General features: G+C 66.8%; 15 protein-coding genes and 2 tRNA genes. 4 read left to right on the top strand and 13 right to left on the bottom strand.

Features of this window, described 5'->3' with window-relative positions; translation table 11 throughout:
* Positions 1–395 precede the first annotated feature (395 nt).
* The 7 genes from ndk to mobA form a co-directional block, all read right to left on the bottom strand.
* Complete coding sequence (ndk, locus tag C5O27_RS13060) at positions 396–812, bottom strand: nucleoside-diphosphate kinase (RefSeq protein ID WP_006357946.1); 417 nt, start codon at positions 810–812, stop codon at positions 396–398.
* 38 nt (positions 813–850) lie between these two features.
* Positions 851–1,327: a hypothetical protein gene (locus C5O27_RS13055; protein WP_006357947.1), complete on the bottom strand. Its 477-nt coding sequence runs from the start codon at positions 1,325–1,327 to the stop codon at positions 851–853.
* Between the two features lie 206 nt (positions 1,328–1,533).
* Positions 1,534–1,923 carry a DUF4233 domain-containing protein gene (locus tag C5O27_RS13050; RefSeq protein WP_006357948.1) on the bottom strand — a complete coding sequence of 130 codons (390 nt, stop codon included), beginning with the start codon at positions 1,921–1,923 and terminating at the stop codon, positions 1,534–1,536.
* On the bottom strand, positions 1,920–3,446 hold the full coding sequence (folC, locus tag C5O27_RS13045; protein WP_127962880.1) for a bifunctional tetrahydrofolate synthase/dihydrofolate synthase: 1,527 nt from the start codon (positions 3,444–3,446) through the stop codon (positions 1,920–1,922). Before folC ends, C5O27_RS13050 begins: the two co-directional genes overlap by 4 nt.
* The gene (locus C5O27_RS13040) at positions 3,443–6,115 is read right to left on the bottom strand and encodes a valine--tRNA ligase (RefSeq protein ID WP_127962879.1); all 2,673 of its coding nucleotides are present in this window, start codon (positions 6,113–6,115) and stop codon (positions 3,443–3,445) included. The genes folC and C5O27_RS13040 overlap by 4 nt, the downstream gene beginning before the upstream one ends.
* A 52-nt stretch (positions 6,116–6,167) precedes the next feature.
* Complete coding sequence (locus tag C5O27_RS13035) at positions 6,168–6,335, bottom strand: SDR family oxidoreductase (protein ID WP_006357951.1); 168 nt, start codon at positions 6,333–6,335, stop codon at positions 6,168–6,170.
* Positions 6,336–6,371: 36 nt separating this feature from the next.
* Positions 6,372–7,019 carry a molybdenum cofactor guanylyltransferase gene (mobA, locus tag C5O27_RS13030; protein WP_084813141.1) on the bottom strand — a complete coding sequence of 216 codons (648 nt, stop codon included), beginning with the start codon at positions 7,017–7,019 and terminating at the stop codon, positions 6,372–6,374.
* A 49-nt stretch (positions 7,020–7,068) separates the two neighbouring features.
* Here mobA and C5O27_RS13025 point away from each other — a divergent pair, with 49 nt between their 5' ends.
* A complete protein-coding gene (locus C5O27_RS13025; RefSeq protein ID WP_127962878.1) occupies positions 7,069–9,375 on the top strand; it encodes an FdhF/YdeP family oxidoreductase in 2,307 nt (768 codons plus the stop codon).
* A gap of 81 nt (positions 9,376–9,456) precedes the next feature.
* On the opposite strand, the gene clpX is transcribed toward C5O27_RS13025, so the two are convergent.
* From clpX to C5O27_RS13000, 5 genes are all read right to left on the bottom strand, one after another.
* A complete protein-coding gene (gene clpX / locus C5O27_RS13020; protein ID WP_006360016.1) occupies positions 9,457–10,737 on the bottom strand; it encodes an ATP-dependent Clp protease ATP-binding subunit ClpX in 1,281 nt (426 codons plus the stop codon).
* 198 nt (positions 10,738–10,935) lie between these two features.
* Complete coding sequence (locus C5O27_RS13015; RefSeq protein ID WP_005198934.1) at positions 10,936–11,634, bottom strand: ATP-dependent Clp protease proteolytic subunit; 699 nt, start codon at positions 11,632–11,634, stop codon at positions 10,936–10,938.
* Between the two features lie 59 nt (positions 11,635–11,693).
* Positions 11,694–12,293, bottom strand: coding sequence for an ATP-dependent Clp protease proteolytic subunit (locus C5O27_RS13010; RefSeq protein ID WP_006360017.1), 600 nt, complete (start codon positions 12,291–12,293; stop codon positions 11,694–11,696).
* 258 nt (positions 12,294–12,551) lie between these two features.
* Entirely contained in the window at positions 12,552–13,916 is a 1,365-nt protein-coding gene (gene tig / locus C5O27_RS13005; protein WP_127962877.1) for a trigger factor, read from the bottom strand.
* A gap of 86 nt (positions 13,917–14,002) precedes the next feature.
* A tRNA-Pro gene (locus C5O27_RS13000) sits at positions 14,003–14,076 on the bottom strand.
* Positions 14,077–14,240: 164 nt separating this feature from the next.
* Here C5O27_RS13000 and C5O27_RS12995 point away from each other — a divergent pair.
* The 3 genes from C5O27_RS12995 (at position 14,241) to C5O27_RS12980 (ending at position 16,128) form a co-directional block, all read left to right on the top strand.
* Positions 14,241–14,314 (top strand) — tRNA-Gly (locus C5O27_RS12995).
* Positions 14,315–14,954: 640 nt separating this feature from the next.
* On the top strand, positions 14,955–15,140 hold the full coding sequence (locus tag C5O27_RS23220; protein ID WP_006360020.1) for a hypothetical protein: 186 nt from the start codon (positions 14,955–14,957) through the stop codon (positions 15,138–15,140).
* Positions 15,141–15,393: 253 nt separating this feature from the next.
* The gene (locus C5O27_RS12980; RefSeq protein WP_281430766.1) at positions 15,394–16,128 is read left to right on the top strand and encodes a L,D-transpeptidase; all 735 of its coding nucleotides are present in this window, start codon (positions 15,394–15,396) and stop codon (positions 16,126–16,128) included.
* Positions 16,129–16,201: 73 nt separating this feature from the next.
* On the opposite strand, the gene C5O27_RS12975 is transcribed toward C5O27_RS12980, so the two are convergent.
* Complete coding sequence (locus tag C5O27_RS12975) at positions 16,202–17,155, bottom strand: PE-PPE domain-containing protein (RefSeq protein ID WP_084813140.1); 954 nt, start codon at positions 17,153–17,155, stop codon at positions 16,202–16,204.
* Between the last annotated feature and the right edge of the window lie 82 nt (positions 17,156–17,237).

Raw genomic sequence — 17,237 nt, 5'->3', positions numbered from 1 at the left:
CACGCGAGGGTCTGCTCTGTGTCCCGGTCCACGTATGGCCGGTGTTGTGTGGTCTGCGCGTCATCACGCTGAGCCGAGTGTCGGTTCAGCAGAGAACGCTCTTGCTGTGTCGATGACCGCATCCCGGGCGCCTTCCACGACACCGGGCACAGGGCGAAGCCTGAGTGTTCGGCTGCTGGCAGCAGTACGAACCTCGGCGGGGTCAGCTGTGGTTGTGGGCGTCGCGGTGCGAGACTGCCGCACCGCGACGCGCCGAACCAAGGCGCGTCATCCGGCCATCGTCGACAAAGTGTGTCGGCGATAACCCTGCAAGTATCCCACACGGGGGTCGGATGACCGCAAAGTATGCGCGTTTGACACGCGCGTCGAACCGAGTCGAACCGAGGTGACCCCGGTCAGCCAGCGAGTTCGGGGAACCAGATGGCGATCTCACGCTCGGCCGATTCCGGGGAGTCCGAGCCGTGGACCAGGTTGTACTGCGTGTTCAGGGCGAGGTCGCCGCGGATGGTGCCGGGCACTGCCTTCTCCACGGGATCGGTGCCGCCGGCGATCTGGCGGAAGGCCGCGATGGCGCGCGGACCCTCCAGGACGGCGGCGACCAGCGGACCGGAGGTGATGAACTCCAGCAGCGAGGGGAAGAAGGGCTTGTCCGCGTGTTCGGCGTAGTGGCCGCGGGCGACCTCGTCGCTTGCGGTCTTGAGCTCGAGAGCGACGAGGGTGAGCCCCTTGCGCTCGATACGGCTGATGATGTCGCCGACGAGCGAGCGTTCGACGCCGTCCGGCTTGATGAGTACGAGAGTGCGTTCAGTCACGACTGACACCTTATCGACCGGCCGGAGGATTCCGACGGTCAGGAGCAGTACTCACCGGCGACCGGGAAGAACCCGTAGTTGAACAGGCTGCCGGAGCGCGCCTGCGGGTCGACGACGATCTGCAGACACCCACCGGGTGACGCGAGCGCACCGGCGAGAGCGAGGTCGAACTGTTGCGCCAGAGCGAGATTCGCCGGACGGTACTGGGCGGGCACCGGCATGGTCGCGATGGCCTCAGGCGCCTTCATCCCCGCTGCGCGCTTGGTGATGGCATGGGTCGCGACGTAGCTGAACTCACCCTGCGAGACGGGGACCGGCGCGCCTGCCTCGGGCACCGCGAACGCCTCGAGCGCCGGGGGCGTCTGCTGGGGCGCGGGTTCCGCCGACGCGACGGCGGGAGCGCTCAGCGCGAAGGCGGCCGCCCCGAGCAGCGCCGTTCCGGCCGTGCGGCCGAGACGGGCGGAGGTGCGGGGGCGATCGATACCGGCGGGTGTCCGGGAAAACAGGAACTGCACGTACGTCCTCACGTTGGATGGCGCTGCGATTGCGGGTCGCGATGAAAAGGAAGCCGGGCGGGAACCGGTCCGCTCCCCCTCGGCTTGCGCCATTGTTGCAGCAACTCCCGCAGTCCGCTCCGCTTCGCCGATAACGGTCCGGCCACAGGTCTTGCGACCACCAAACCGTGGTCTCCGACAGCGTTGACCACCCAGGTGGGGGCCGGTCAGTCGATCGGTTCCTGACCGGGGAGCATGCCCATTTCGACGCGCTTCTCCACATCCCGCTTGATGTAGACGATGTAGAGCCAAACCGACCCGAAGACCACGCCGACCGCGGCGATGGACCAATGGAAGACACCACCGGCGATCACCGCCACCTGTAGGGCGAGGTCGAGTTTGAGCGCATACGGGCGGCCCTGCATCCCGGCGGCCACGATCATCGCGAGCACGAGGAGGATCAGGTATCCGCCGGACACCCAGGTCAGACCGCCGCCGAGACGCCAGACGATGGGGAACGCCAGGATGACGACGATGACCTCGAGGATCATCGTCCCGGCCATCACCCCGCGCAGGCCCTTCCACGGGTCGTTGGCGGGTGGGGTGTACCGGGTCATGAGGGTTCCTTACCGAACAGGGTGCGCGCGGCACCGGCGGTCACGACCGAGCCGGTGATGACGACGCCCGCACCCGAGACTCGTTGGCCCTCGGCTTCCTCCGCGAGGGCGATGGCTTCTTCGACGGCGTCGGGCAGGAACGGCTGGACGACGACCCGTTCCTCGCCGAACACCTCGGTCGCGTACTCCGCGAGCGTCTCGGCGTCGAGGGCACGCGGCGAACCGTTGTTGGTGACGACGACGGTGTCGAGCACCGGCTCGAGCGCCTCGAGCAGTCCCCGTGCGTCCTTGTCACCGAGCACGCCGACCACGCCGATGAGGCGCCGGAAGTCGAACTCCTCGGCCAGCGCCTGGGCCAGTGCGTTCGCGCCGTGCGGATTGTGCGCGGCGTCGGCGAAGACCGTCGGCGCGCTGCGGAGCCGCTCGAGGCGGCCGGGATTACCGACCGTGGCGAATCCGCTCCGGATCGCGTCGATGTCGAGCTGACGGTCCTGACCGGCACCGAAGAACGCCTCGACCGCGGCGAGCGCCAGCGACGCGTTGGCGGCCTGATGCGCACCGTGCAGCGGGAGGAACACCTCGTCGTAGACGCCGCCCAACCCCTGAATCGTGAGCATCTGGCCACCGACGGCGGTGGCCGATCCGAGGACCGCGAACTCCGAACCCTGACGGGCCACGACCGTGCCCGCATCGACCGCCGCGCGCAGCAGCACCTCCATGACCTCGGGGTTCTGCTCGGCGATGATCGTGACCGGGTCGACGGCACCGACGGCATCCGGCTCACCGGGCTTGATGATGCCGGCCTTCTCCCCCGCGATGGCGGAGAGCGTGTCACCGAGATAGTCGGCGTGGTCCATGGCGATCGGCGTGATGACCGAGACGATGCCGTCGATGACGTTGGTGGCGTCCCAGCGTCCGCCCATGCCGGTCTCGACCACCGCGACGTCGACCGGCGCCTCGGCGAACACCGCATAGGCCATCGCGGTCAGCACCTCGAACTTGCTCATGCGCGGCCCGCCGGCCGCGGTCGAGCTGTCGTCGACCATCGTGATGTACGGCTCGAGCTCGCGGTAGGTGTCGATGTAGGTCCGGGCACGAATCGGCTTGCCGTCCACCGAGATCCGCTCGGTGACGCGCTGGAGGTGCGGGCTGGTGATGCGTCCGGTCCGCCGGTGCAGCGCGGTCATCAGCGCATCGATCATCCGCGTCACCGACGTCTTGCCGTTGGTGCCCGCGACGTGGATCGCCGGATAACTGTGCTGCGGCGAGCCGAGCAGATCCATGAGCGCCGCGATACGTGTCAGCGACGGTTCGATCCTGGTCTCGGGCCAGCGGGTGTCGAGTTCGGCCTCGACCTCGGCGAGTTCGGCGAGATCGTCGGCGCTGTCGTGGACGGTCAGCGGTGGGCGGTCGGTCTCGGCGTCCGCCGCCCGCTCCTCCGAGTCGAGCAGTTCCGACAATCCCAGCGGATCCTCGCCGACGACGGCGGGATCCTCTTCGGGGAAGCCGGTCTCGTCGCTCACGCGCCGCCGGCCAGACTCGCCAGTTTCGCGTTCAGACGCCCGACCTCTTCGGTCGCGATCCGCTGGCGATCACGGATCTTGCTGACCACGTGGTCGGGGGCCTTGGACAGGAACTGCTCGTTGCCGAGCTTGGCCGAGGTGGTCGCCAGCTCCTTCTCGGCGACCGCCAGGTCCTTGGTGAGACGCTTCCGCTCGGCCTCGACGTCCACGGTTCCCGACGTGTCGATCGCGACGGTGACGGTCGCGACGGACAGCCGGACCTCGATGGTCGCGGTGGCCCCGAAGCCGGGCCCGGCGGGATCGAGACGTGCCAGCGACTGCACATAGGGCAGCAGCGGCTCGATGCCCGACTCCCCCAGTCCGTCGAACTGTGCGGCCACCCGCTGACCGGGGCGGAGTCCCTGGTCGCTGCGGAAGCGGCGGACCTCGGTGATGAGTCGCTGCAGGTCGGCGACACGGGCCGCCGAATCGGCGGACCAGTCCTGCCCGGACGGCGTCGGCCACTCGGCGATCACCAGCGACTCGCCCCCGGTGAGCGTCTTCCAGAGCACCTCGGTGACGAACGGCATCACCGGCGACAGCGCCCGCAGCAGCGGCTCGAGGACCGCGCCGAGCACGATGGAGGTCGTCTCCGAACGCTTCTCGTCGTTCTCGGCGAACTGGACCTTGGCCAGCTCGAGGTACCAGTCGCACACCTCGTCCCAGGCGAAGTGGTAGAGCGACTCGCACGCCTTGGAGAACTCGTAGGACTCGAAACCGGCGTCGACCTCGGCGAGCACCTCGCCGAGGCGCCGGAGAATCCAGCGGTCGGCGTCGGTCAGTGCCTCCGCGGCGGGCAGCTCGGCAACCTTGGCGCCGTTCATCAGCGCGAACTTCGTCGCGTTGTACAGCTTGGTCGCGAAGTTCCGCGACGACTGGGCATGGTCCTCGCCCACCGAGATGTCGGCACCCGGGTTGGCGCCGCGCGCCAGCGTGAAGCGCAGTGCGTCCGCGCCGAAGCGCTCCACCCAGTCGAGTGGGTCGATGCCGTTGCCCTTCGACTTCGACATCTTGCGGCCGTGCTCGTCGCGGACCAAGCCGTGGAGGAACAGGTTGTGGAACGGGATCTCGCGGCCCGGGCCCAGGTCCTTGCCGACGTAGGTGCCGAACATCATCATCCGCGCCACCCAGAAGAACAGGATGTCGTATCCGGTGACGAGAACCGAAGTGGGATAGAACTTCTCGAGATCGTCGGTCTCATCCGGCCAGCCCATCGTGGAGAACGGCCACAGGCCCGAGGAGAACCAGGTGTCGAGGACGTCGGTCTCCTGGACGTAACCCTCCGGCGCCTTCTCGTCGGGTCCGACGCAGACGACCTCGCCGTCGGGGCCGTACCAGATCGGGATGCGATGGCCCCACCACAGCTGCCGCGAGATGCACCAGTCGTGCATGTCGTCGACCCAACCGAACCAGCGCGGCTCCATCGACTTCGGATGGATCACGGTCGAGCCGTCTCGGACGGCGTCGCCGGCGGACTTCGCCAGCGACGAGACGTCGACCCACCACTGCATCGACAGGCGCGGTTCGATCGGCTCACCGGTGCGCTCGGAGTGTCCGACGCTGTGCAGATACGGGCGCACCTCCTTGACGATGCGGCCCTGCTCGGCGAGCGCCTCGCGGACCTTGACGCGCGCCTCGAAACGGTCCATTCCGTCGAATTGCGTTCCGGTGTCGGCGATCCGGGCCGATTCGTCCATGATCGTCGGCATCGGCAGGTTGTGCCGCTGGCCGAGCGCGAAGTCGTTGGGGTCGTGCGCCGGGGTGATCTTGACTGCGCCGCTGCCGAATTCGGGGTCGACGTAGTCGTCGGCGACGATCGGGATGTTCCGGTCGAGGAACGGGTGCGGCAGTTCGGTGCCGATCAGGTGCCTGTACCGCTCGTCGTCGGGGTGCACGGCGATCGCGGTGTCGCCGAGCATGGTCTCCAGACGCGTCGTGGCGACCACGATGTGGGGTTCGGAGTCGTCGAGCGAGCCGTAACGGAAGCTGACGAGTTCGCCCTCGACGTCGGCGTAGCTGACCTCGATGTCGCTGACCGCCGTCTTGAGGACCGGCGACCAGTTGACCAGGCGCTCCGCCTGATAGATCAACCCGTCGTCGAACATCTTCTTGAAGACCGTGTGCACCGCACGCGACAGACCCTCGTCCATCGTGAAGCGCTCGCGCGACCAGTCGACGCTGTCGCCGAGCCGGCGCATCTGTTCACCGATGTTGCCGCCGATCTCGGCCTTCTCGGCCCAGACGCGCTCGATGAAGGCCTCGCGGCCGAGGTCGTCGCGGGTCTTGCCCTCGGCGGCCAGCTTGCGCTCGACCATCGTCTGCATGGCGATCGCGGCATGGTCCATGCCGGGCAGCCACAGCACCTCGTAGCCCTGCATCCGGCGACGACGCGACAACGCGTCCATGAGGACGTGCTCGTAGGCGTGACCCATGTGCAGCGACCCGTTGACATTGGGCGGCGGGATCACGATCGAGAACGGGGGCTTGTCACTCTTCGCGTCGGCGGTGAAGTAGCCGGCATCGACCCAGCCCTGGTAGAGCGTCGCCTCTTGCTGGGCGGGGTCCCAGGATTTCGGCAACTCGTTCTCGGGCGGCGCGGATGTCGGGTCGAGTGATGTCACGGCCGCCATTCTATGTTTCCGCCGGGTGTGACCTCGCCCCGGTCCTCACTCGCGGACGGGTTCATGCGGTCTCGGCCTGAAGTGCCGGACCGAGGAGGAGTCCGCCGTCGATGACGTACTCCGCCCCCGTGATGAACGACGCCTCCGGCGACGTGAGGAACAGCAGGAGCCGGGTCACGTCGACCGGCTCGCCGAGCCGATACGCCACGGCAACGCCGCGGACGCCCACCGGCGACTGAACTCCTCGGCCGGCGTTCAACTGCGCTCAGCCCGTCGTCACACGCAGACGATGCAGGTCCTCGGGCGCGTTCACGTTCACGAGCCACTCGGGGTCGGACACGCCCACGCGGTGAGTGTTGAGTGCCTCGACCGCACCGAGCATCCGGCGCTCACCACCGGCCACCAGATCGGCGATCACCGGTCCCGCGTCGGTCCGGTAGATCCCGGCCATCGGGTGGTCGCGCTGCGCGTCGCGCGCGATCACCGCCTGAGTGGAGTCGGTGAGCCCCAGTCGGAGTTCGTCGATGAGCTCGGGCGCGATCAGCGGCATGTCGGTGGCGCACACGAAAGCGAGGTCGGCGCCGTCGGCCGCGGCCTTGGCCAGGCCTGCCACCAGCCCGCCCAGCGGGCCGGCCCCTTCCTGCTCATCGGTCACCCAGTGCACCCTGGACCGGTCGATGCCGGGTGCCGCGCGGTCCCGGATGTCGTCGATGCCGCGGAACGCCGCCGACGTCGCACCGGCCACGACGAGCACCGGATCGCACCGTTGCGCGACGACCCGCACCACGCGGGCGAGCATCGGCTCACCCTCCCAGTCCAGTGCCGCCTTGTCGCTGCCCATCCGCCGCGAACGCCCGCCGGCCAGAACGATCGCCGCCAGTTTCGAACCGTCTGATCCCGTGTCTTGAGTCACAACACCCAGTGTGCGTGATCCATCACCTCGACGAGGCAAGATGGACATCATGAGCCATACCCCCGATGGTGGCCCCCGCGTCGACGAGCCCACCGATGTCCACCGCAAGCATGTGAAGACCTGGGCCGCCGGCGTACCCGCGGTGGCCGTGGCGCTCAAGCGCGGACTCGAGCAGATGGGCCCGGTGCGGACCGCGCAGACGCTCGTCAAACTCAACCAGCGCGACGGATTCGACTGTCCCGGCTGCGCCTGGCCGGAGACCCCCGGCCACCGCAAACACGCCGAGTTCTGCGAGAACGGCGCGAAGGCCGTCGCCGAGGAGGCCACCAAGCGCTCGGTGACCCCCGAGTTCTTCGCCGCCCACAGCGTCGAGGACCTCGCCACCCGCAGCGGCTACTGGCTCTCGCAGCAGGGCCGGCTGGCGCATCCGATGTATCTCGCCCCCGGCGACACCCACTACCGCCCGGTGAGCTGGGACGACGCCAACCGCATCATCGCCGACGAGTTCGCCGCGATGGCCTCCCCCGACGAGGCCGTCTTCTACACCTCCGGGCGGACCAGCAACGAGGCCGCCTTCGTCTACCAGCTGCTCGCACGCAGCCTCGGGACCAACAACCTCCCCGACTGCTCGAACATGTGCCACGAATCGTCGGGCGCCGCGCTCGGTACGTCCATCGGCATCGGCAAGGGGTCGGTGACCGTTCCCGACCTCGAGGCCGCCGACCTCATCCTCATCGCCGGCCAGAATCCCGGCACCAACCATCCACGGATGCTGGCCACCCTCGAGAAGGCCAAGAACAACGGGGCGCGGATCGTCGCGATCAACCCGCTGCCCGAGGCGGGCCTGATGCGGTTCAAGGACCCGCAGAAGATCGGCGGCGTCATCGGTGAGGGCACCAAACTCGCCGACGACTTCCTCCAGGTCCGGCTCGGCTCGGACATGGCCCTGTTCCGGGGCGTCGCCCGACTGCTACGCGACGCCGAGCAGGCGAACCCCGGCACCGTCTTCGACCACGAGTTCCTCACCGGGTCGTGCGCCGGCACCGAGGACTACCTCGCCCTGCTCGACGACGTCGACATCGACGAGGTCGCCGCCATCACGGGACTGACGAGAGCCCAGATCGTCGACCTCGCCGACGCCGTACGTACCTCGCAGCGCATCGTGCTGTGCTGGGCGATGGGACTCACCCAGCACCGTCACGCGGTCGCGACGATCGCCGAGGGCACCAATGTGCTGTTGCTGCGCGGCATGATCGGCAAGGTCGGGGCCGGACTGTGCCCGGTGCGAGGCCATTCCAACGTCCAGGGCGACCGCACGATGGGCATCTTCGAGAAGATGCCCGAATCCTTCCTCGCCGCACAGGATGCCGAGTTCGGGATCGTCAGCCCGCGCGAGCACGGGTACGACACCGTCGCGGCGATCAACGCGATGGCCGCGGGCAAGGTGCGGGTCTTCATGGGGATGGGCGGCAACTTCGTCTCCGCCACCCCCGACACCGAGGCCACCGCAGACGCGCTGCGTCGCTGCGCCCTGACCGTGCAGGTGTCGACCAAGCTCAACGAATCGCATACCGTCACCGGTCGCGCGGCGCTCATCCTGCCGACGCTCGGACGGACCGACCGGGACGTCATCAACGGTGTGGCCCAACGTGTCTCGGTCGAGGACTCGATGTCGGTGGTGCACCTGTCCCGGGGCTCGCTGCCGCCGGTGTCGGCCGACCTGCGCAGCGAGGTCGCCATCGTCTGCGACCTGGCCACCGCCGCCCTCGGCGCCGATCATCCGGTTCCGTGGCAGGAACTCAAGGGGAACTACGACGCGATCCGCGATCGCATCGAACGGGTGATCCCGGGGTTCGAGGACTTCAACATCCGTGTCCGGCGCAGCGACGGTTTCGTCCTGCCGCATCCACCCCGCGACGACCGGACCTTCGACACCCCGAACGGCAAGGCCAACTTCGCGACGTATCCGCTCGAATGGGTGCACATCCCGGAGGGGCGTCTCATCCTGCAGACGCTGCGCAGCCACGATCAGTACAACACCACCGTCTACGGCCACGACGACCGCTACCGCGGGATCAAGGGCAACCGGCATGTGGTCATGGTCAGTCCCGCGGACCTCTCCGCACTCGGACTGCACGACGGCCAGCGCGTGGACATCGTGTCGGAGTTCGAGGGCGAGAACGGCCTCGAAGTGCGTCGCGTGCGCGGCTTCGAGATCGTCGCGTACGACACCCCGCAGGGCAACGCGGCCGCCTATTACCCGGAGACCAACCCGCTGGTGCCGCTGGGCTCGGTGGCGAAGGAATCCAACACCCCGGTGTCCAAGGCCGTGGTCATCCGGCTCGAACCGGCCTGACCCGCCGGACCTCAGGCGAGAGAACAGAATCCCCGCCCGGCGATCCGGGCGGGGATTCTCGTCGTCTACGAAGAGATCGCGTCAGGCGGTCTTGTCGCGGCGCTCGTCGTTGGAGGCCTTGCGCGGCACGATGGTCGGCAACACGTTGTCGCGCACCGTCTCACCGGTGACGACGACCTTCTCGACGTCGTCGCGGCTCGGGATGTCGTACATGACCGGCAGCAGTACCTCTTCCATGATGGCGCGCAGACCACGAGCACCGGTGCCGCGATGAATCGCCTGGTCGGCGACCGCCTCGAGGGCGTCCTGGGTGAACTCGAGTTCGACGTTGTCCATATCGAACAGGCGGGTGTACTGCTTCACCAGTGCGTTCTTCGGCTCCGACAGGATGCTCACCAGCGAGTCCTTGTCGAGGTTGGTGACCGAGGCGACGACCGGCAGACGGCCGATGAACTCGGGGATCAGCCCGAACTTGATCAGGTCCTCCGGCATGACGTCGGCAAACTGATCGGTGGTGTCGACCTCGTCCTTGCTCGCCACATCGTTGCCGAACCCCAAGCCGCGCTTGCCGATTCGCTCGGACACGATCTTCTCGAGACCCGCGAACGCACCCGCCACGATGAACAGCACGTTGGTGGTGTCGATCTGGATGAATTCCTGATGCGGGTGCTTGCGACCACCCTGCGGCGGCACCGATGCCTGAGTGCCCTCGAGGATCTTCAGCAGCGCCTGCTGCACGCCCTCACCGGACACGTCCCGAGTGATCGACGGGTTCTCGCTCTTGCGGGCGATCTTGTCGACCTCGTCGATGTAGATGATGCCGGTCTCGGCGCGCTTGACGTCGTAGTCGGCGGCCTGGATCAGCTTCAGCAGGATGTTCTCGACATCCTCACCCACGTAGCCGGCCTCGGTGAGGGCGGTGGCGTCGGCGATGGCGAACGGCACGTTCAGCATCTTGGCCAGCGTCTGCGCGAGGTACGTCTTGCCACAACCGGTCGGGCCGAGCATGAGGATGTTCGACTTCATCAGTTCGACGGTCTCACCCGTGCGGGAGTCCTTCTTCTCCCCCGCCTGGATGCGCTTGTAGTGGTTGTAGACGGCCACCGCGAGCGTGCGCTTGGCCGTGTCCTGACCGATGACGTACTTCTCGAGGAAGTCGCGGATCTCCGCGGGCTTCGGGAGTTCGTCGAGTTTCACGTCGCCGTTCTCGGCGAGCTCCTCCTCGATGATCTCGTTGCACAGGTCGATGCACTCATCGCAGATGTACACGCCTGGGCCGGCGATGAGCTTCTTCACCTGCTTCTGACTCTTCCCGCAGAAAGAGCACTTGAGCAGGTCGCCACCGTCTCCGATTCGTGCCATCTCGCGTAGTACCTACTTCCTCGTTGCCGGACTGTCGTCGTGGTCCGTCGCGTCGCGCGCAGTCGGGCACGGATGATCTGACGACCTCCGAATGCCCAGTAACCCGACGGTACCCGCGCACCGCTCGAACTTCGACCGATAAGGCCAAATGTCGCGACAGAAAATCCCCGCGACTTCTGTGCTGGTTGTGGGTTGTCGCTAGGACTTCTTCATCGACTTCTTGCGGTATTCGAAGACCTCGTCGATGATTCCGTATTCCTTGGCCGCGTGAGCGGTCAGGATGTTGTCGCGATCGGTGTCCTTGCGGATCTTCGCCTTGTCCTGGCCGGTGTGATTGGACAGGATCTCGTCGAGCCGGTCGCGGATGCGCTCGATCTCGGCGGCCTGGATCTCGAGGTCGGAGACCTGACCCTGGTAGGCACCGCCGGTGCGCGGCTGGTGGATCAGCACGGTCGCGTTCGGCAGGGCCGCACGCTTACCCGGGGTTCCACCGGCGAGCAGGATCGCCGCGGCCGAGGCCGCCTCGCCGAGGCACACGGTCACGATGTCGCAGTGGACGTACTGCATCGTGTCGTAGATGGCGAGCATGTCGGGCACGCTGCCGCCGGGCGAGTTGATGTACATGGTGATGTCGCGATCCGGGTCCTGCGATTCGAGGACGAGCAGCTGCGCCATCACATCGTTGGACACGACCTGGTCGATCGGCGTACCGACGAAGACGATGCGCTCCTCGAACAGCTTGGCGTACGGATCGTACTGGCGCTGACCGTTGGGGGTGTGCTCGATGAACGACGGCAGGATGTAGCGCGCCTCGATGTTCTTGAGCGCCAACGCCGACGCGGGGATACCGGCGGCGACCTCGGCGGGCATGCCGTCCAGGGAAAGGGAGTTGGTCATCTGTTGCTCCAAATGAGTAGGTGTGGCTCGAGGGTGGCTGGATCGCGCGATCGACCGGGTCACTGACCCGGACGCGAGATCACCTTGTCGACGAAGCCGTACTCCTTGGCCTCTTCTGCGGTGAACCACTTGTCGCGGTCGGCATCGGCCTCGATCTTCTCGAGCGGCTGACCGCTGAACTCGGCGTTGAGCTTGTTCATCTCTTTCTTGGTGAGCGCGAACTGCTCGGCCTGGATGGCGATGTCGGCCGCGGTGCCGCCGATACCCGCCGACGGCTGGTGCATCATGATCCGCGCGTGCGGCAGGGCATGGCGCTTGCCCTTGGTGCCGGCCGCGAGGAGGAACTGGCCCATGGATGCCGCCATGCCCATCGCGTAGGTGGCGACGTCGCACTCGGCGAGTTGCATGGTGTCGAAGATGGCCATGCCCGCGGTGACCGAGCCACCAGGCGAGTTGATGTAGAGGTGGATGTCCTTGGTGGGGTCCTCGGCGGCGAGCAGCAGGATCTGTGCGCACAGCCGGTTGGCGATGTCATCGTCGACCTGGGTGCCCAGGAAGATGATGCGTTCGCGCAGCAGACGCTCGAACACCGAATCGGTCAGGTTCAACCCAGCCACACCCGAACTCATCGAGGGTGTGTGGATGGTCGGCTCACTCACGGGTTCCTACCTTTGCCTTGTTGTCATGACCTGTGCGCGCCGTCTCGGGCGTCGCACATGTTCTCTTCTCTGATGGCGTCCTCACCGACACTAACCAATCCACACCCACCGGCACTCCCGAGGACACGTCTATTCGCTGAGAGCAGAACGGGTCGTCACAGTGAACGGCGAATGCAGAACGGTGCACCCGACGCCGATCGCCGGCCCCCGCGAACGGGGACCGGCGATCGGTGATGCGTGGTGAGGTTCCGGGTCGACTCAGTTGTCGGCGTCGGCCGCCTCGTCCGACTCGGCGTCCTCGTCGTTGCCGCCGAAGAACTCGGCGGTGTCGACGGTCGCGCCCTTGGTGTCGGTGACGGTGAACTCGCCGACGATGCCGGCCAGCGACTTGCCGCGACGGACGTCGGCGTAGACCGCGCCCACCTGATTGGCCTGTGTCAGCTGCTGGATGAACTCCTGAGGCTGCATGCCGTAGCGCTGCGCGGTGAAGATGATCTGCTGGGTCAGCTCGTCCTGGCTGACCTCGGTCTCCTGCTGATCGGCGATCGCGTCGAGGAGCAGCTGCTGCTTGACCGACTTCTCGGCCTCCTCGCGCGCCTCGGCGTCCCACTCCTCGCGGGTCTTGCCCTGCACCTCGAGGAACTTCGCGACCTGCTCGTCGTCGTGACCGAGAGCGTGGATGATCTGGTGCTGCTGACCCTCGATCTCCTCGGCGACGACCTTCTCCGGCAACGGGACCTCGACGGTCTCGATCAGCTTCTCGAGCACGGCGTCGCGGATCTTGTTGGCCTGCTCTAGCTTCGCCGACTGCTCGACGCGCTCGGCCAGGCTCGCACGCAGCTCCTCGACGGTGTCGAACTCGCTGGCCATCTGGGCGAACTCGTCGTCGACCTCGGGGAGCTCGCGCTCCTTGACCGACTGCACGGTGACCTTGACCAGTGCCTCTTCACCGGCGTGGTCGCCGGCGACGAGCTTGGTGGTGAACTCCTTGCTCTCGCCGGCCTTCAGGCCGATGAGGGCATCGTCGAGTCCGTCGATGAGCTGGCCGGAGCCGACCTCGTGGGACAGGCCCTCAGTGGTGGCCTCCTCGACGGGCTCGCCGTCGACGGTGGCCTCGAGGTCGATGGACACGAAGTCGCCGTTCTCGATGCCGCGCTCGACACCCTTGAGGGTGCCGAAGCGGGCGCGCAGGCCCTCGAGCTGCTCGTCGACCGCGGCCTCGTCGATCTCGATGGCGTCGACCTCGACCGAGAGGGTCGAGTAGTCGGGCAGGGTGATCTCCGGGCGGACGTCGACCTCGGCGGTGAAGGTGACGGATTCGCCGTACTTCAGCTCCGACAGATCGATCTCCGGCTGGCCGATGGCCTTGGTCTCGGTTTCGGCGACGGCCTCCGAGTACTTGGCGGGGATGGCGTCGTTGACGACCTGCGCCAGGACCGAGTCGCGACCGACGCGGGCCTCGATCAGCTTGGCGGGCGCCTTGCCCGGACGGAAGCCGGGGATCCGGATCTGCTGGGCCAACGACCGGTATGCCCGGTCGAAGTCTGCGGACAGCTCCTCGAACGGGACCTCGACATTGAGCTTCACTCGGGTCGGGGTGAGTTGCTCGACAGTGCTCTTCACGCCTACTGCTCCTTATATCTGCGGTGGTGATGAAAGTTCGGTTTCGGGTGGTGTGCCCCCGTGACCCACACGGTCACATCGACAAGTCGGGATGACAGGATTTGAACCTGCGACCCTCCGCTCCCAAAGCGGATGCGCTACCAAGCTGCGCCACATCCCGCGGTCCTGCGCACGCGGTGGAGGCCTCACGGCCGACCGCGCATCAGGGCCAACAGAAGATAGTACGTGGCGCCTGTTGCGACGCGACCAACGGGTGCCGGACGCACCGCCACCCATCCCGATTTCGAAATCCGGCGCGCCGCCATGTACAGTCACTCATCGCACGCGGGTGTAGCTCAATGGTAGAGCCCTAGTCTTCCAAACTAGCTACGCGGGTTCGATTCCCGTCACCCGCTCCACCGAAAACGGCCGAGCCCACGTCCTCAGATTACGGAGACACGGGCTCGGCCGTTTCTACTGACAATCGCCACCAAACGGGCAACATTGACCGCTATGTAGGCCCCAGGTTTCCAGTATGGGCCATGGCCAGGCGACCGTTTGCGCCTGGCCGCAACGTCACTCCGAACCACTCAATAAACGAACTCGCCGTACAACTCCGGAGGTACGTAAACCACCGGAGGCTGGGGCGCTGGCGCTAGACCGGAGGGTTCGTCACTATAGGGCGCGGGAATATCATCCCCAGGACCAGTACTGATCACGGGTGGCGGACACGGAGCTGTCTGCCCGTTGGCGATGGGCATCGTGCATGGTGCGTCGGCGCTCGCAAGTGCCGCGCCACCGAAAAGCCCGGCGGTGGCGGTGGCGACAGCGAACGTCAAGGTGGTCAAGGGTCGGTTCATTGCTCTCGGTCTTCCATTCGCAGACGTCAGCACCCCCCTCCGCGCGGAAATGTCTCCCGACCTGCGTGCACTCTCGTGCACGCGCCCTCTCCTTCCCGGGTGCCGACATATACGTTCCTCCGCCCGGCAGCCATGTTTGAGCAGTTCGCGAAGCCGAAACCCAGCTGTGACCCACGACACACTCGCGTAGGGTGGGTGCATGCCCTCTTCACACACGAAAACCCAGCGAAAGTGTCAGACCTGCGGCGCGCCGCTCTATATACGCAGGGACGTCACCGAATCCGAGACGGGACTCGAACGCGTCGACGTCATGCTCGTCTGTCGCGACGAGGCATGTGCGCAGCCCGTGCGACACGTGCGCACGGAGCACCCGCAACCTGCCTGATCCCCGACGCCCCAGTGGGACAACCGATCCTGTTGACATCGCCACAACTGGGGCGATGATGTACGCCAATGAGATGATCGGCGCAGTATGTCATCCGAGTGTGACTACCGTCACACGAGCTATGGTCGATGCGTTCACCACGGCTTTTGCCAGCTCGCACCCACCGTTCGCGATCGTGGCGCCGATGAGACGTCCGCACTCCTTGGCCGCTAGACAACGGTTGTGTAACGATGGATTAGCGCTTTCAGATGTAATGCGCGAGATATTCATCGAACCGAAGGTACGACTAGTGCAGACCAACAAAGTGCCGACCTCGCGGTCTCGTCGACGCTCCACTCGACGCCTCAGCGGGATCGTCGTCGGCGTCCTGGCCATGGCTCTCGCCCTCCCCGGCGTTGCGAACGCTGCACCCGTCACCGTGATCCCGGGCCTGCCGCCGGTCGAGATCCCCGTGATCCCCGGCCTGCCGACGCCGCCGGCACCGAGCACCCCGAAGGCCCCGGAGCCGCCGTCGAGCAGCACCACCCCGGAGAAGCCCGCGGGTCCGGCCATCCCGAACGTGAAGACCCCGACCGGGTACATCGCCCTGGCCGACGACAACACCCACACCATCACCTGGTGGAAGAACGGCGAGGTCGTCAAGACCATGCCGATCTCGATGGGTTCGGACAAGCACCCGACCCCGAACGGTGTCTACTACACCAAGGAGAAGTACCGCGACATGTACATGGACTCGTCCACGTACGGTGTGCCAGTCGACTCCGCCGAGGGTTACCGCACCTACGTCGAGTACGCGACCCGCATGTCGTGGGACGGCATCTTCATCCATGCGGCACCGTGGTCCGTCGCGCAGCAGGGCAACAGCAATGTGAGCCACGGCTGCATCAACGTCACCACCGAGTTCGGCAAGTGGGTCTACGACAACGTCCCGCGCGGAACCCCGATCGTGGTCCGTAACACCATCGGCGGCCAGTTCCAGGGCGACTGACCTCCGCGACATCCGACCTCGAAGGCCGGTCACCGTCACGGTGACCGGCCTTCGTCGTCGAAGCGGTGACTCGTCACGCAGCGCGGATGTCGTCCGCGGGATCAGCAGCGGCTGTTGTGAACGTCGCCTGCACCTGCAACCAGCCCGCGATCACCTGGCATGCGGTCGATGCGGGATCGGTCACGGAACCGCGCCGGTACGGCTCGTGCCGGTACGAGGTGTGGCGTCCGCCCGGCGAATTCGTCCACGCGACACCGAGGAACCGCATCATCGACGGCAGGTAGCAGCGGATCTCCCACCACGCCGATGCGAGTCGGTGGACGTCTCGCCGCCACTGCGACGGGCGCACCGCGGTGCGGCGGGCGTTCTGGAAGGCGTTGCGGCGCAGCACCTCGAATGCGCTGCGTCCCCAACGCCCCAGCGCGGCGAAGGTCATCGCCCGTGTCAGGTCGGCGATGTCGCGGACGAGGGAATCGGCACGCGCGTTGCAGATCATGTCGTCGGGGGCGCCCACCCACACCACGGGCAGGCCCGTCGGTAGCTGTTCACCGGGACCCGCGACACCCCATCCGTCACAACCGGGTACGACGCCCGGCGGCTGGTGCGGGTCCGCGACGAGTCCGACGCCCATCACTCGCCCGACGACGTGATGACGGCGTGTCCCCAGCTCGGCGAGCGCCGCCCGGATCACCACGGCCCCTTGCGAGTATCCCAGCAGCGCCACCGGCCCCGTGGTCCGCTCGAGCAGTTCGGACAACCGCCGGGCGCCGATCGCCACACTGTCGGCGAAGCTCATGCCACCGGGACGGGGCGCCGGGCCGTAACTGGCCGGATAGGCGACCCAGCGACTGGAGAATCGATCGTCGAGTTCGTCGGTCACCCCCGCGAGGAGTCCGGTCACCTCGGTGCGGACATCACCCGGGTACGACTCACCGGTTCCGCCGACCACGAGGACAGTGATCTCCGGCTGGTCGGCGTCGCCGAGGACGTCGTGCAGGGTCTGCTCGTCGCTGTACACCTCATCCATCGTGACGACCGCACATGTGAGCGGACGTCAGACGACGCTGTGGGTTCGCTGAGATCGGCGGCGGGAGCTCGCGACGAACGGA

Origin of the sequence: Gordonia alkanivorans (assembly GCF_004011905.1) — a bacterium.
GTDB classification, from domain to species: Bacteria; Actinomycetota; Actinomycetes; order Mycobacteriales; family Mycobacteriaceae; genus Gordonia; species Gordonia alkanivorans.
The sequence above is the reverse complement of the archived record's forward strand: the minus strand, read 5'-3'. Positions and strand labels throughout refer to the sequence as shown.

Coding starts and splice junctions, on each gene's coding strand:
- C5O27_RS13050 (WP_006357948.1), bottom strand. CDS start 1,923: ATGACCCGGTACACCCCACCCGCCAACGACCCGTGGAAGGGCCTGCGC.
- C5O27_RS13040 (WP_127962879.1), bottom strand. CDS start 6,115: ATGGCGGCCGTGACATCACTCGACCCGACATCCGCGCCGCCCGAGAAC.
- C5O27_RS13025 (WP_127962878.1), top strand. CDS start 7,069: ATGAGCCATACCCCCGATGGTGGCCCCCGCGTCGACGAGCCCACCGAT.
- clpX (WP_006360016.1), bottom strand. CDS start 10,737: ATGGCACGAATCGGAGACGGTGGCGACCTGCTCAAGTGCTCTTTCTGC.
- C5O27_RS13015 (WP_005198934.1), bottom strand. CDS start 11,634: ATGACCAACTCCCTTTCCCTGGACGGCATGCCCGCCGAGGTCGCCGCC.
- C5O27_RS23220 (WP_006360020.1), top strand. CDS start 14,955: ATGCCCTCTTCACACACGAAAACCCAGCGAAAGTGTCAGACCTGCGGC.
- C5O27_RS12980 (WP_281430766.1), top strand. CDS start 15,394: ATGCGCGAGATATTCATCGAACCGAAGGTACGACTAGTGCAGACCAAC.
- C5O27_RS12975 (WP_084813140.1), bottom strand. CDS start 17,155: ATGGATGAGGTGTACAGCGACGAGCAGACCCTGCACGACGTCCTCGGC.